This is a genomic window from Burkholderia diffusa (assembly GCF_902499115.1).
Classification (GTDB): Bacteria; Pseudomonadota; Gammaproteobacteria; order Burkholderiales; family Burkholderiaceae; genus Burkholderia; species Burkholderia diffusa.
Map to the genome: position 1 here is coordinate 1 of NZ_CABVPN010000042.1, position 15,270 is coordinate 15,270.

Below are 15,270 nucleotides of genomic sequence, written 5' to 3' on the forward strand. Positions count from 1 at the left end.
CTCAGCGCAGCGTTTACAACCATTCCTTCCCCAAAACAAAAATGCCGTTCAGTCGCTTAACTGAACGGCATTACCGCGCAAGCGGGCTTTTTCGTTTCGGTACGGCGACGGCGCGCGCGGCCGCAGAAGATCAGTCGTCGTCGGCCGGATCAAGCCCTGGAAACAACACTTCGGTGAAGCCAAAGCGCGTGAAGTCGGTGATCCGCATCGGATACAGCTTGCCGATCAGGTGATCGTATTCGTGCTGGACGACCCGCGCGTGGAAGCCTTCGGCGACACGGTCGAGCTTCGCGCCGAACTGGTCGAAGCCGCTGTAGCGCACCTTCGCATAGCGGCTGACGACGCCGCGCATGCCAGGCACCGACAGGCAGCCCTCCCAGCCCTCCTCCATATCCGGCGGCATGTACTCGAGCTTCGGGTTGATCAGCACCGTCTCGGGCACGGGCGGCGCGTCCGGATAACGGTTGTTGCTGCCGAAGCCGAAGATGATGATCTGCAGACCGACGCCGATTTGCGGCGCGGCAAGCCCTGCACCGTTCGCGTGATGCATCGTCTCGAACATGTCCGCGACGATCTCGTGCAGTTCGGGGGTATCGAACCGCTCGACCGGCTTGGCGACTTCGAGCAGGCGCGGATCGCCCATCTTCAGGATCTCGCGAATCATGGCGTGTTGCCCTCCAGGAGTTGGTGCAGTCCGTCTTCGTCCAGCACGGGGATGCCGAGTTCCTCGGCCTTGGCGAGCTTGCTGCCGGCTTCGGCGCCCGCGACCACGTAATCCGTCTTCTTCGACACCGAGCCCGCGACTTTCGCGCCCGCCGCTTCGAGCATCTCCTTCGCGGCGTCGCGCGTGAGCGTCGGCAGCGTGCCCGTCAGCACGACCGTCTTGCCGGCGAGCACGCCCTGCGGCGCCTTCGGCGCGGGCGGGCCTTCGGGCCACGTGACCTTGCCGGGCGCACGCAACTGCTCGATCACCGTGCGGTTGTGCTCTTCCGCAAAGAACTGGTGAATCGACTCGGCCACGATCGGTCCGACGTCGTTCACTTCGAGCAGTTCCTCGATCGACGCGTCCATGATCGGAGTCAGCGACCCGAAATGCTTCGCGAGGTCCTTCGCGGTCGATTCGCCGACATGGCGGATCCCGAGCCCGTAGATGAAGCGCGCGAGCGTCGTATGCTTCGCCTTTTCGAGCGAGTCGAGTAGATTCTGTGCGGACTTCTCGGCGAACCGGTCGAGTTCCGCGAGCGTCGCGAAACCGAGATTGAACAGGTCGGCCGGCGTGCGCACGAGGTTCAGTTCGACGAGCTGATCGATGATCTTCTCTCCCAGCCCGTCGATGTCGAGCGCGCGGCGCTGCGCGAAGTGCCACAGCGCCTGCTTGCGCTGCGCCGGACAGAACAGGCCGCCCGTGCAGCGCGCGATCGCCTCATCGGGCAGGCGTTCGATCTTCGAGCCGCACACCGGGCACTCGGTCGGCATCACGAACTCGGTCGCATCGGCTGGCCGTCGGTCGAGCAGCGCACCGACGACTTCGGGGATCACGTCGCCCGCGCGCCGCACGATCACGGTATCGCCGATCCGGATGTCCTTGCGGCGCACTTCGTCCTCGTTGTGCAGCGTCGCGTTCGTTACCGTCGCGCCGCCGACGAACACCGGTTCGAGCCGTGCGACCGGCGTGATCGCGCCCGTGCGGCCGACCTGCACGTCGATCGCGACGAGCTTCGTCAACGCTTCCTGCGCGGGGAACTTGTGCGCGAGCGCGAAGCGCGGCGCGCGCGACACGAAGCCGAGGCGGTCCTGCTCGTCGCGCCGGTTGACCTTGTAGACGACGCCGTCGATGTCGTACGGCAGCGACTCGCGCTTCTCGCCGACCTTGCGGAAGAAATCGAGCAGGCCGTCAGCGCCGCGCACGACCGCGCGTTCGCGGTTCACCGGCAGGCCGAGCGTTTCGTACCAGTCGAGCAGCGCGCTGTGCGTGTCCGGCATCGGCATCCCGTCGAGCACGCCGATCCCGTACGAGAAGAACGACAACGGGCGCTGCGCGGTGATCTTCGGATCGAGCTGGCGCAGGCTGCCGGCCGCCGCATTGCGCGGATTCGCGAATTCGCGCTGCTCGGCAGCGCGCTGGCGTTCGTTCAGGCGTGCGAAATCGCGCTTGAACATCAGCACCTCGCCGCGCACGTCGAGCACGGCCGGCACGTGCTTACCCTTCAGCTTCAGCGGGATCGAACGGATCGTGCGGACGTTCTCCGTCACGTCCTCGCCGGTCGTGCCGTCGCCGCGCGTCGATGCCTGCATGAACACGCCGTGCTCGTAGCGCAACGAGATCGCGAGCCCGTCGAACTTCAGCTCGCATGCGTATTCGACCGGGTCCGTCACCGAGCCGGCGAGATCGGTCGTCTTGTCGAGCGCATCGGCGACGCGCTTGTCGAACGCGACGATGTCCTCGTCGGCGAAGCCGTTGTTCAACGACAGCATCGGCGCGTCATGGACGACCGGCGTGAAACCGCTCGCCACTTCGCCGCCGACGCGCTGCGTCGGTGAATCGGGCGTCACGAGTTCGGGATGATCGGTTTCGAGCTGCTTCAGCTCGCCAAAGAGCCGGTCATATTCGGCGTCGGGCAGATCCGGCTGGTCGAGCACGTAATAGGCGTAATTCGCCCGCTCGAGTTGATCGCGCAGCCACGCGGCACGCGCGTCGGGCTGGCTGGCTGGCGGTTCGGCTTGGGTTCGGGCCATGCTGGCGGCAATTCGCTCTGAAAAATCGGATGTTCGATTATCTCAGTTTGACGCCGCGGCGGGGGCACGCGATGCGTGCCGCGCAGGCCCGCTGCAGTCCACGCAGACGGTGTGTGCGGCGCTGCAACGACAACGGGCGACGGCACCGCAAGCCGTCGCCCGTGAAACGCGTTACTGGCTGAAGAGGCGGCGCGTGACCGGCGAACCGGCCGGGATGCCCGCTTCCTCGAGCTTCGCGTACAGCTTCATGAGTTGCTGGTCGATCGCCACCAGCGTCGATTCCGGCAGCGGCCGGCGCGAATCGTCGACGACCCGCGCACCGATCCGCTCGGACAGCGACTTCGCGTAGTCGCACATCAGCCGGAACGGCAGGATGTCCTCTTCGGCAACCGGCACGTCGAGCACCAGCGTAATCATGTTGCCGCCCTTGTAGGTCAGGTCGTCCCGCAGGAAGTTCGTGTCGCCGAACTGCAGCATGAACACGGGGTTCTGCTTCGCGTCGAGCTTCACGAAGCGCGTGCCGTCACGCGAGAGCAGCAGCCCGTCCTGCGAAGCGACGGCCTGCACGTAGTTCGCCGACCACGGCGCGCCGTCCGACATCACGTTGATCGACAACTGCGCGTCGCACTGCGCGGCAAAGCCGTCGAGTTCGCGCGCCATCGCGACCGTCTCCATCATGTCCGGGAATTCCGGTGCGCCGTCGATCGCGTCGGCGAACTGCTGGACGCCCGTCACGAATTCGGAGAATTCGAGTTCGTTGAGCGCGCCGCTACGGTTCGCGAGCTGCGCGGCCGCGCGCAGCTCTTCATAGCGCACGCCGTTCTGCAGCAGCTCCCACTGGCCGCCTTCCGGCTTGCCTTCGATATGCACGGGCTTGCTGCCCGCGCGGCGCAGCCGCTGCGCGACCGGCAGGATCTTGTCGCCCGGCAACGGCGCGCCGAGGCGAATCGGCACGATGCAGTCGATCCGGCGGTCGACGATCGCCGGCGGCGCCGACGAAATCGTCGTCGCGGCCGGCAGCACGGGTTCAGCCGGTTCGTTCGACGCATCGGCGGCCGGTGCTTCCTGCGTGGCGGCGACCGCACCTTCGTCGACGGCCTGCTCGGCCGACTCGGTCGACGCCGACGGCGCGTCGACCCCGGCGGCCTCGGCCTGCAGGTCGGCCGGCGTGTCGGCAGGCGCCACGCCGCCGAAGGTCGGCTCGACGCGCGCGGCTTCGCCGGATGCGCTCGCGGCAGCGGCGGCCGGTGCCGGCGCCGCGGATTCGCGGCGCACGGGCTGGCGCACCGGCTCGATGAACGGCAGCTCTTCGTCGCGCTCGGGGCGATTCATCGCCTCGGCCGTCTCTTCCGGCATCGGGCGAGGCATCCTGCGCCGCACCTTCGCGCTCTGCCAGGCGTTGTAGACCACGACGCCGCCCACCACGACGGCGCCCGCGCCGATCAATCCGAGTGTCAACTCGTCCATGCACGCTCCATCAGCAATTCTTGTTCGTCGGACTCGCGAACGGGCGCCCATGCGCCACGCGAACGCGGTCCGGTTTCGTCAAACGTCAATTCTGGGCAAAACCCGCGGCGGTTTCCATGTCCACCGCGACGATCCGCGACACGCCCTGCTCCTGCATCGTCACGCCGATCAGCTGCTGCGCCATCTCCATCGCGATCTTGTTGTGCGAGATGAAGAGGAACTGCGTCTTGTCGGACATCGCGCGCACCAGATTCGCGAAACGCTCGGTGTTCGCGTCGTCGAGCGGCGCGTCGACCTCGTCGAGCAGACAGAACGGCGCCGGGTTCAGCTGGAACATCGCGAACACCAGCGCGGTCGCGGTCAGCGCCTTTTCGCCGCCCGACAGCAGGTGGATGGTCGCGTTCTTCTTGCCCGGCGGCTGCGCCATCACCTGCACGCCCGCATCGAGGATCTCGTCGCCCGTCATGATCAGCTTCGCCTGGCCGCCGCCGAACAGGCGCGGGAACAGATCGCTGAAGTGACGGTTGACCTCGTCGAAGGTGCCCTGCAGCAGCGTGCGGGTTTCCTGGTCGATCTTGTGGATCGCATCCTCGAGCGTCGTGATCGCGTCGGTCAGGTCGGCCGACTGCGCATCGAGGAACACCTTGCGCTCGCTCGCGGCCTTCAGTTCGTCGAGCGCGGCCATGTTGACCGGACCCAGCGCGTTGATCGCGTTGTTCAGGCGCGTGACCTCGCCCTGCAGATACGACGGCTTCAGGTCCGGCGTCAGCTTCTCGCGCAGCGCTTCCTCGTCGACCTCGGCCGCCGCGAGCTGCTCGGCGAACTGCTCGACGGACAGGCGCGCGGCCTGCTCCTTCAGCTGCAGCTCGGTGATGCGGTCCCGCAGCGGCTGCAGCGAACGCTCGGCGACGAGACGCTGCTCGTCCGAGGCGCGCAGCTTTGCCGTCAGGTCGTCGAGTTCGATCCGCGCGGCCTGCAACGCCTCTTCCTTCACCGCGCGAATTTCGAGCGCATCCTGCAGGCCCGTGTGCGCGGTCTGCTCGTTGATCGTTTCGAGTTCGGCGCGCGCATCTTCCAGCGACGCGGCGACGCGCTCGCTCTGCTCGTGCGCGACCTGGATGCTGCGCTTGAGCTCGTCGATCCGCGTGACCGCGTTGCGCGCGGCAAAGCGTGCGTCGTTCGCGCCGCGCTCGAGGTCGCGCGCTTCCTGGCGCGCCTGCGTCAGCGATTCGTCGAGCGCCTCGAATGCGAGCTGGTTGTCCTCGAAGCGCGCCTGCAGTTCGGCGAGTTCGCCGTCGAAACGCTCGAAATTCGCTTCCGATTCCGCGCGCAGCGCACGCTGCTCGTCGATCTGCGCGCCGATTTCCTCGAGCTCCTCGCGGATCTGCGTGCTGCGCTGCATGTAGCGCTCATGCGCCTGCGCGAGCTTCAGCACGTCCATCTGCAGTGCGTGCACGCGCTGCGTCGCGCGTTCGGCCTGCGCGCGCACGTCACCGAGCGCCTGCGTGGCCTGCGTATGCGCGGCCTCCGCCCGCACGGCGGCGGTGCGGGCCTCGTCGGCGAGCAGCGCCTGCGCGCGCACCTGGCGCGTCAGGTTCTCGATTTCCTGCTGGCGGGCCAGCATCCCGGCCTGCTCCGAATCGGCCGCGTACAACTGCACGCCGACACGCGTGACGATGTGGCCGGCCTTGACGACGAACGCGCCGCCGGCCGGCAGTTGCGCGCGCGTCGCGAGCGCCTGCGCGACGTCGTCGGCGACGTATACGTTGCCGAGCCAGTCGTTCAGCACCGCACGGATGCCCGCATCGTCGATGCGCACGAGCGACAGCACCGGGCGCAGCCCGGCCGCGGCGGCCGGCGGCTCACCTGCCGCGGGCGGCGCGTAGAACGCGAGCTTCGCGGGCGGCGCATCAGTCGCGAACGCCTTCACCCAGTCGAGATTCGACACTTCGAGCGCCGCCAGGCGCTCGCGCAGCACGGCCTCGAGCGCGGCTTCCCAGCCAGCCTCGACGTGCAGCTTCTTCCAGAGACGCGGCAGCGCGCCGAGCTCGTGCTTGTCGAGCCACGGCTGGATCTTGCCTTCGGTCTGCACGTTCTCCTGCAGCTGCTTGAGCGCGGCGAGCCGCGCCTCGAGCTGGTGGATCTGCGCGCTTTCGGCCTGCACGCGCTCCTGCGCGGCACGGCGTTCGCCGTCGAGGCGCGGCAGCGCGTCCTGCGCATCGGTCAGGCGTGCCTGGGCTTCCGCGAGAATCTCTTCCTGCTCGGCGAGCTGCATGCGCAACTCCTCGAGCTGCGCTTCGTCCGGCGCGTCGAGCCCGCCCGCCTCGGACTTCAGGCGCTCGTGGCGTTGCTGAAGCTGCTGGAGCTGCTGGTCGGCATTGCGCTGGTGCGCGGCCTCGAGCTTCAGCGACTGTTCGGTCTGCGCGATCCGCGCGCGCTCGTCGTTGAGCTGCGCCTGCGCATCGCGCCATTTCGCCTCGAGCGCCGGCAGCGCGTCGTGCTTCGCGGCCGCGTTGTCTTCAGCGAGCGCGGCCTTCTCGTCGGCCATCGCGCGCGCCTCTTCGGCTTCCTCGAGCTCGTCCTGCGCCTTCTCGGCCTGCGCGCGCCATTGCTCGCGCTGCGCGTTCAGCGCGGCGATCTGCGCCTGCACGCGGTTGCGCGATTCGACGATGAACTTGATCTCGGCCTCGAGGCGGCTCACTTCGGCGTTCGCCTCGTAGAGCGCGCCCTGCGCGCCCTGCATCGCGTCGCTCGCCGAATAATGCGCGACCCGCAACGTCTCGAGCTGCGACTCGACCTCGCGCAGCTTCGCCGTCTGCGCCTCGAGGTCGATCTGCGCCTGCTCGATCGCGCGCTGCTGCTTCTGCTGCTCGCTCGCGGCCTCGTTCTTGCGCAGCAGCCACAACAGGCGCTGCTTCTCCTCGCCGTCGGCGACGAGTTCCTTGTATTTGGTCGCGACGACGGCCTGCGCCTCGAGTTTCTCGAGGTTGGCGCCGAGCTCGCGGACGATGTCCTCGACGCGCGTCAGGTTCTCGCGCGTGTCGTGCAGGCGGTTCTCGGTCTCGCGGCGGCGCTCCTTGTACTTCGACACGCCCGCGGCTTCCTCGAGGAACACGCGCAACTCTTCCGGCTTCGCCTCGATGATCCGCGCGATCATGCCCTGGCCGATGATCGCGTACGCGCGTGGGCCGAGGCCCGTGCCGAGGAAGATGTCCTGGATGTCGCGGCGGCGCGCCGGCAGGTTGTTGATGTAGTAGCTCGACGTGCCGTCGCGCGTCAGCACGCGCTTCACGGCGATCTCGCCGTACTGGCCCCACTGCCCGGCCGCGCGGCCGTCGGAGTTGTCGAAGATCAGTTCGACGCTGGCCCGGCTGCCGGGCTTGCGTGCGGTCGAGCCGTTGAAGATCACGTCCTGCATCGACTCGCCGCGCAGCTCGGACGCGCGCGACTCGCCGAGCACCCAGCGCACGGCATCGATGATGTTGGACTTGCCGCACCCGTTCGGGCCCACCACGCCGACAAGCTGGCCCGGAACCTGGAAATGCGTGGGATCGACAAAGGATTTGAAGCCAGCGAGTTTGATCGAGCTCAGACGCACGGCGGTATCGGATGTGAAGAAGGTGTGAAACGGACGGGGCCGCGACGCGCGGGGCCGGACGGCCCGTGCGCGCGATGCGCCCCGGAATTCAAAAGCGGGGCCGCGCGCATCCAGCGTTGGGCCCCGCAAACGGCTTCCATCATACCATCGCGCGTGCGCCGTCCCGCCCGTCGCCGGGTTTGCCCGACGCCGGCGCGGCACGATGGACCCGGCTCGACAGCAGCGTCGCCAGCACGATGCACGCACCGCCCACCCACTCGCGCGCCGTCGGCAGTTCGTTCGCGAACACCCACGCGGACAGCGCGGTGATCACGATCTCGAACAGCATGATGATCGACGCGCGATTCGCCGGCACACGCGCGAGGCCATATTGCACGAGCAGGTTGTTCGCCGCCATCGTCACGCCGATCGCGGCGACGATCAGCGCGGCGACGCCGAGCTGACCGCCCGCAGGCGCGGCCGGCAGCCCCTCGAACAGCGATGCGATCGCGCCGAACACCGCTGCGCCGCCGAACAGCGTCGCCGTGCGCATTTCGGCGCGCATGTCCGGCAGCTCGCGGCTCGCCTTGATCACGAGCACGTTGCTCATCGCGAAACTCAGGCCGGCCGCGAGCCCCGCCCATTCGGCCGGATTGGCCGGCAGCGGCATGCCGAGGTTCGGCGACCACAGCATCAGCATGGCGCCGCCGATCGACAGCGCCGCGAGCCCCACGCCGGCCCAGGTCAGCCGCTCGCGCAGCAGGAAGTGCGCGTAGATCGCGGTCCAGGCGGGCGTCAGGTAGAACAGCAGCATCACGCGCAGCACTTCACCGTGGATCGTGCCCCACACGAAGCCGAGGTTCGTCACGCCCGCCGTGATCGCGATGCCTGGCAGCACCCAGTGCCAGCGCAGCGTGGCGATCGTGCGGTGCCGCACGACAACCACGAACAGGAAAGCGACGGCGCTCGTCAGCGCGCTCGCCAGCGTGCCGGTGAGCCCGAGCGACGCGAGGATCCGCAGCGGATACCAGATCAGGCCCCATACCGACGCGCCGATCAGGATGGCCAGCGTCGGCAGGCTGCCGCGTACCGCGTTGTTCATTGTTCGACACCCTTTATTCGACCGGCCCGGCCGCCGTTCCGGCGGGCCGTGACCGCATTGCATCACGCTATAATCGTCCGCTGCGACCCGCGCGCCGTAGGCGCCCGCTCGCTGCCGTGCGGCACCCGCGCCGCCCCTTTCGCTCCAACCGGCCGCGATGGCCGCTTCGCCCGTGAACCCTCGACTCGACTCGCTCCAGCCCTATCCCTTCGAAAAGCTGCGCGCCCTGTTCAAGGACGTGACGCCCTCCGCCGGCCTGAAACCGATCAGCTTCGGCATCGGCGAGCCCAAGCACCCGACTCCGGCGCTGATCCGCGACGCCGTGGTTGCTTCACTCGACGGCCTCGCGTCGTATCCGGCCACGGCGGGCTCGGACGCGCTGCGCACGTCGATCGCACACTGGCTGGAACGCCGCTACGGGCTGCCGGCGATCGACCCGGCCACGCAGGTGCTGCCCGTGTCGGGGTCGCGCGAGGCTTTGTTCTCGCTCGCGCAAACGGTGATCGACGCACGCCCGACCACGGACGGCAAGAAGGCGATCGTACTCTGTCCGAATCCGTTCTATCAAATTTACGAAGGCGCGGCGCTGCTGGCCGGTGCCGAACCCTATTTCGCGAACAGCGACCCGGCGCGCAACTTCGCGTGCGACTACGCGGCCGTGCCCGATGAAGTCTGGGCGCGCACTCAGCTGCTGTACGTGTGCTCGCCGGGCAACCCGACGGGTGCCGTGCTGACGCTCGACGACTGGCGCGAGCTGTTCGCGCTGTCCGACCGCCACGGCTTCGTGATCGCATCCGACGAGTGCTATTCGGAGATCTATTTCGACGAAGCGGCACCCCCGCTCGGCGGCCTCGAGGCCGCGCATCGCCTCGGTCGCGGCTTCGAGCGGCTCGTGATGCTGTCGAGCCTGTCGAAGCGCTCGAACGTGCCGGGCATGCGCTCGGGCTTCGTCGCCGGCGACGCCGCGCTGCTGAAGAAATTCCTGCTCTACCGCACGTACCACGGCGCCGCGCTGTCGCCGGTCTGGCAGCACGCGAGCATCGCCGCGTGGAACGACGAGGCGCACGTGCGCGAAAACCGCGCGCTGTATTTGCAGAAGTTCAGCACGGTCACGCCGATGCTGGCCGACGTGATCGACGTGAAGCTGCCCGACGCCGCGTTCTACCTGTGGGCCAACGTGTCGCGCACCGGGCTGTCGGACACCGAGTTCGCCCGGCGCCTGTACGCCGACTATAATGTGACGGTTCTGCCCGGCTCGTACCTGGCGCGCGATGCGCACGGTACCAACCCGGGCCGCGATTTCATCCGGATCGCGCTCGTCGCGGGCACCCCCGAATGCGTCGAGGGCGCGCAACGCATCGTCGATTTCTGCCGGGCTCTCGCGCGGTAATCGTCCATCCCGATCAATTCCATTCATCTCCTGCGAAAACGAACATGTCGCAACAACTTCAGCAAATCATCGATACCGCCTGGGAAAACCGCGCCGAGCTGTCGCCGAAGGCCGCGCCCGCCGACGTTCGCGAGGCCGTCGCGCACGCGATCGAGCAACTCGACAAGGGTGCGCTGCGCGTCGCCGAGAAAATCGACGGCAACTGGACCGTGCACCAGTGGCTGAAGAAGGCCGTGCTGCTGTCGTTCCGCCTGGAGGACAACGCACCGATGCCGGCCGGCGGCTACTCGCAGTTCTACGACAAGGTGCCGTCGAAGTTCGCGAACTACACGGCCGAAGACTTCGCCGCGGGCGGTTTCCGCGTCGTGCCGCCGGCCATCGCGCGCCGCGGCTCGTTCATCGCGAAGAACGTCGTGCTGATGCCGTCGTACACCAACATCGGCGCGTACGTCGACGAAGGCACGATGGTCGACACGTGGGCCACGGTCGGCTCGTGCGCGCAGATCGGCAAGAACGTGCACCTGTCGGGCGGCGTCGGCATCGGCGGCGTGCTCGAGCCGCTGCAGGCGAACCCCGTCATCATCGAAGACAACTGCTTCATCGGCGCGCGCTCGGAAGTCGTCGAAGGCGTGATCGTCGAGGAAAACTCCGTGATCTCCATGGGCGTGTACCTCGGCCAGAGCACGAAGATCTACGATCGCGAAACGGGTGAAGTCAGCTATGGCCGCATCCCGGCCGGCTCGGTCGTCGTCGCCGGCAACCTGCCGTCGAAGGACGGCTCGCACAGCCTGTACTGCGCGGTGATCGTGAAGAAGGTCGACGCGAAGACTCGCGCCAAGGTCGGCCTGAACGAGCTGCTGCGAGGCGACTGATGGCCAAGCCGCGCACCGTGGTCGTCTACGGCATTCCGAACTGCGACACCGTGAAGAAGGCCCGCGTGTGGCTCGACGATCACGGCGTCGAGTTCGAGTTCCACGACTTCAAGAAGCTCGGCGTCAGCGCACCGCTCGTCGAGGACTGGCTGAAGGACGTGTCGCTCGACGCGCTCGTCAACAAGCGCGGCACGACGTGGCGCGGCCTGGACGATGCGATGAAGGCTGCCGCGGAAACGAAGTCCGGCGCCGTTGCGCTGATGATCCACAAGCCGTCGGTCATCAAGCGCCCCGTGCTCGTCGTCAACGGCCGCGTGAAATCGCTCGGTTTCGTGGCCGATCAGTACGCGGCGCTGTTTGCCGCCTAGGGCCGCCCGCGCTGCGCCCGCGCCGCGCACGACGTCCCCTCGCTGCCGGCCACCGCGCCGGCATTTTTTATCGAAAGTGGTCCGAACCATGTCCGCCACCCTAGCCCTTACCGAACAGCTGATCGCCCGCGCGTCCGTCACGCCCGACGACCAGCATTGCCAGCAGATCATGACCAAGCGCCTCGCCGCGCTCGGCTTCGAATGCGAGACCATCGCGTCGCACGGCGTGACCAACCTGTGGGCCGTCAAGCGCGGCACCGACGGCCGCGACGGCAAGCTGCTCGCGTTCGCGGGTCACACCGACGTCGTGCCGACCGGCCCGCTCGAGCAGTGGACCTCGCCGCCGTTTATTCCCGCACATCGCGACGGCAAGTTGTACGGCCGCGGCGCGGCCGACATGAAGACGTCGCTCGCGGCGTTCGTCGTCGCCTCCGAGGAATTCGTCGCGGCCCACCCCGGCCATCGCGGCGCGATCGCGTTCCTGATCACGAGCGACGAGGAAGGCCCGGCCACCGACGGCACCGTGAAGGTCGTCGAGCTGCTCGAAGCACGCGGCGAACGCCTCGACTACTGCATCGTCGGCGAGCCGACGTCGACCGCCGAACTCGGCGACGTCGTGAAGAACGGCCGACGCGGCTCGATGTCGGGCGAACTGATCGTCAAGGGCGTGCAGGGCCACATCGCATACCCGCACCTCGCGAAGAACCCGATCCACCTGCTCGCGCCGGCGCTCGCCGAGCTCGCCGCCGAACAGTGGGACGAAGGCAATGAATACTTCCCGCCGACCACCTGGCAGGTGTCGAACCTGCATGCAGGCACCGGCGCAACCAACGTGATTCCCGGCCACGCGGACCTGATGTTCAACTTCCGCTTTTCGACGGCGAGCACCGTCGAGGGCCTGCAGGCACGCGTGCATGCGATTCTCGACAAGCACGGCCTCGAGTACACGCTGAAGTGGTCGGTGAGCGGCCTGCCGTTCCTCACGCCGCGCGGCGACCTGTCGAACGCGCTGGAGAACGCGATCCGCGCCGAAACCGGCCTCACGACCGAACTGTCGACGACGGGCGGCACGTCCGACGGGCGCTTCATCGCGCGCATCTGCCCGCAGGTGATCGAGTTCGGCCCGCCGAACGGCAGCATCCACAAGATCGACGAACACATCGACGTGCGCTTCGTCGACCCGCTGAAGAACGTGTACCGCCGCGTGCTCGAACAACTGATTGCCTGATGGAGCCTCGCATGACGACACCTTTTGCAACCGTTCGCGACCTGCTGCGCTATGCGGTCACGCGCTTCTCGAAGGCGAAGCTCGCGTTCGGCCACGGCTCGGACAACGCGTACGACGAAGCCGCCTACCTCGTGCTGCATACGCTCGACCTGCCGCTCGACACGCTCGAACCGTTCCTCGACGCTCGCCTGCTGCCCGACGAAATCGCGGCCGTGCTCGCGGTGATCGAACGACGCGCGACCGATCGCGTGCCGGCCGCGTATCTCACGCATGAAGCGTGGATGCACGGCCACCGCTTTTACGTCGACGAGCGCGTGATCGTGCCGCGCTCGTTCATCGGCGAGCTGCTCGACGACGGGCTGCAGCCGTACGTCGCCGATCCCGAACAGGTCGGCGCGGTGCTCGAGCTGTGCACCGGCTCCGGCTGCCTCGCGATCCTCGCGGCCAGCGCGTTCCCGAATGCCGAGATCGACGCGGTCGACCTGTCCGAGAAGGCACTCGAAGTCGCCGGGATCAACGTGCACGACTACGGCCTCGACGATCGCATCAAGCTGCATCACGGCGACCTCTACGCGCCGCTGCCCGCGTTCCGCGCCGAGCCCGACACGCGCTACGACGTGATCCTGACGAATCCGCCGTACGTGAACGCAACGTCGATGGCAGCCCTGCCGCCCGAATACCGGCACGAGCCGGAGATGGCGCTTGCGGGCGGCGACGATGGCATGGACATCGTGCGGCGCATCATCGCCGAAGCGCACAAGTGGCTGCACGACGACGGCGTGCTCGTCGTCGAGATCGGCAACGAGCGCGAGCACGTCGAAGCCGCGTTCGGCGGCCTCGAGCTCACGTGGCTGCCCACCAGCGCGGGCGACGACGCCGTGTTCCTGATCCAGGCGTCGGACCTGCCGCGCAAGGCCTGACGGCACGCCGCGACCGAACCGTGCGGTACGGCACACCGCTGTCCCGCACGGTTCGGTAAGATGCGCGTAAGCGGCCGTCGCGCCGCACGACTTCAGGAGTCCGTCACGCGCCCATGACCCTCGACTGGCTACACCTCGGCACCCTGATCCTGGCCATCCATGTGCTCGGGATCATCGCGGCGTGTCACGCGATCTTGAACACGCGCACGTCGCAAGGCGCGATCGCGTGGGCCGTGTCGCTCGCCGCGATGCCGTACCTGACGCTCATCCCCTACCTGTTCCTCGGCCGCAGCAAGTTCTCCGGCTACGTCGACGCGCGGCGCCACGAGATGGAAGCGCTGCGCACGCACACGCCGCGCACGCCGTGGCACGATGCGGACGCAACCGACGGGCTGGCCGCCGACGCGATCGGCCGGGCTGCCGTGCTCGCGCTCACGCGGCTGGGCGGAATGCCGTTCGTCGGCGGCAATGCGGTGCGCACGCTCGTAAACGGCGACGCAACCTTCTCGGCGATCCTGTCGGCGATCGACGCCGCGCGTGATTATGTGGTCGTGCAGTTCTTCATCGTGCGCGACGACGCGCTCGGCCAGACGTTGCGCGACGCGCTGCTCGCCCGCGCCGCGGCCGGCGTGCGCTGCTACCTGCTGTACGACAGCATCGGCAGCTTCGATCTGCCACACAGCTACGTCGACACGTTGCGCCGCGGCGGCGTCGAGGTCCATCCGTTCGCGACCCACCGCAAGTTCGTCAACCGCTTCCAGCTCAACTTTCGCAACCATCGCAAGATCGTCGTCGTCGACGGCAATCGCGCATTCGTCGGCGGCCTCAACGTCGGCGTCGAATATCTCGGGGCGAACCGCCGCCTGTCGCCGTGGCGCGACACCCATATCGAGATCCGCGGCCCGGTGGTCGCCAGCATTCAGTACGTGTTCGCCGAGGACTGGCACTGGGCCACGCAGACGCTGCCGCCGCTCGCAGCGCCGCCGGAGGCGCTGCCCGACGACGCGATGCATTGCCTCGTCGTGCCGATGGGGCCAGCCGACAAACAGGAAACCGGCTCGCTGTTCTTCGTCGAGGCGATCAACACCGCGCGCGAACGGGTCTGGATCACGACGCCATATCTCGTGCCCGACGAAGCGGTGATCGCCGCGCTGAAGCTCGCGGTGATGCGCGGCGTCGACGTGCGCATCCTGATCCCGTGCCGGCGCGACCACTACGTCGTGTTCGAGGCGTCGAGGCTCTATGCGCGCGATCTCGTCGACGCGGGCGTCAAGGTGTTCCGCTACCGACCCGGCTTCCTGCACCAGAAGGTCGTGCTGATCGACCGCGTCGCCGCCGCGATCGGCAGCGCGAATCTCGACAACCGCTCGTTCCGGCTCAACTTCGAAATCATGGTACTGACCGTCGATCGCACGTTCGCCGACGAGGTCGAGGCGATGCTCGACGCCGATTTCGCGCAGGCCTACGAAGTCGATGCGAACGAGTATAGGCACTCGCCCGCGTGGCGGCGCATCGCGATGCATGTCGCGCGTCTGTTCGCGCCGATCCTGTAGCGGCCGCGCGGGCGCCGGACGTGCACCGCCCGGATGACGGCACATGCTTTCACGGCG

Annotated in this window: 11 protein-coding genes; 6 read left to right on the top strand and 5 right to left on the bottom strand. The window is 67.8% G+C overall.

The annotated features are described in order from the left end of the window. Positions 1-130 precede the first annotated feature (130 nt). The 5 genes from def to BTE28158_RS30440 form a co-directional block, all read right to left on the bottom strand. On the bottom strand, positions 131-664 hold the full coding sequence (def, locus tag BTE28158_RS30420) for a peptide deformylase (protein WP_059511077.1): 534 nt from the start codon (positions 662-664) through the stop codon (positions 131-133). After that, positions 661-2,736 carry an NAD-dependent DNA ligase LigA gene (ligA, locus tag BTE28158_RS30425; protein ID WP_151052471.1) on the bottom strand — a complete coding sequence of 692 codons (2,076 nt, stop codon included), beginning with the start codon at positions 2,734-2,736 and terminating at the stop codon, positions 661-663. The genes def and ligA overlap by 4 nt, the downstream gene beginning before the upstream one ends. Positions 2,737-2,907: 171 nt before the next feature. After that, a complete protein-coding gene (locus BTE28158_RS30430) occupies positions 2,908-4,203 on the bottom strand; it encodes a cell division protein ZipA C-terminal FtsZ-binding domain-containing protein (RefSeq protein ID WP_174920257.1) in 1,296 nt (431 codons plus the stop codon). A gap of 85 nt (positions 4,204-4,288) precedes the next feature. After that, positions 4,289-7,801, bottom strand: coding sequence for a chromosome segregation protein SMC (smc, locus tag BTE28158_RS30435; protein WP_151050567.1), 3,513 nt, complete (start codon positions 7,799-7,801; stop codon positions 4,289-4,291). Positions 7,802-7,940: 139 nt separating this feature from the next. Further along, positions 7,941-8,882, bottom strand: coding sequence for a DMT family transporter (locus BTE28158_RS30440; RefSeq protein ID WP_151050569.1), 942 nt, complete (start codon positions 8,880-8,882; stop codon positions 7,941-7,943). Positions 8,883-9,039: 157 nt separating this feature from the next. Here BTE28158_RS30440 and dapC point away from each other — a divergent pair, with 157 nt between their 5' ends. The 6 genes from dapC (at position 9,040) to cls (ending at position 15,213) form a co-directional block, all read left to right on the top strand. Then, positions 9,040-10,272, top strand: coding sequence for a succinyldiaminopimelate transaminase (gene dapC, locus BTE28158_RS30445; RefSeq protein ID WP_124902304.1), 1,233 nt, complete (start codon positions 9,040-9,042; stop codon positions 10,270-10,272). Between the two features lie 44 nt (positions 10,273-10,316). After that, positions 10,317-11,144, top strand: a complete 828-nt coding sequence (dapD, locus tag BTE28158_RS30450) for a 2,3,4,5-tetrahydropyridine-2,6-dicarboxylate N-succinyltransferase (RefSeq protein WP_006478479.1) — start codon at positions 10,317-10,319, stop codon at positions 11,142-11,144. Further along, positions 11,144-11,512 (top strand): ArsC family reductase, encoded by a 369-nt coding sequence (locus BTE28158_RS30455; protein ID WP_044847939.1) that lies wholly within the window; start codon positions 11,144-11,146, stop codon positions 11,510-11,512. Before dapD ends, BTE28158_RS30455 begins: the two co-directional genes overlap by 1 nt. 88 nt (positions 11,513-11,600) lie before the next feature. Next, positions 11,601-12,740 (top strand): succinyl-diaminopimelate desuccinylase, encoded by a 1,140-nt coding sequence (gene dapE, locus BTE28158_RS30460; protein ID WP_151050571.1) that lies wholly within the window; start codon positions 11,601-11,603, stop codon positions 12,738-12,740. 11 nt (positions 12,741-12,751) lie between these two features. Next, positions 12,752-13,660 carry a 50S ribosomal protein L3 N(5)-glutamine methyltransferase gene (prmB, locus tag BTE28158_RS30465; RefSeq protein ID WP_124622429.1) on the top strand — a complete coding sequence of 303 codons (909 nt, stop codon included), beginning with the start codon at positions 12,752-12,754 and terminating at the stop codon, positions 13,658-13,660. 113 nt (positions 13,661-13,773) lie between these two features. Further along, a complete protein-coding gene (gene cls / locus BTE28158_RS30470; RefSeq protein ID WP_124622427.1) occupies positions 13,774-15,213 on the top strand; it encodes a cardiolipin synthase in 1,440 nt (479 codons plus the stop codon). Positions 15,214-15,270 lie beyond the last annotated feature (57 nt).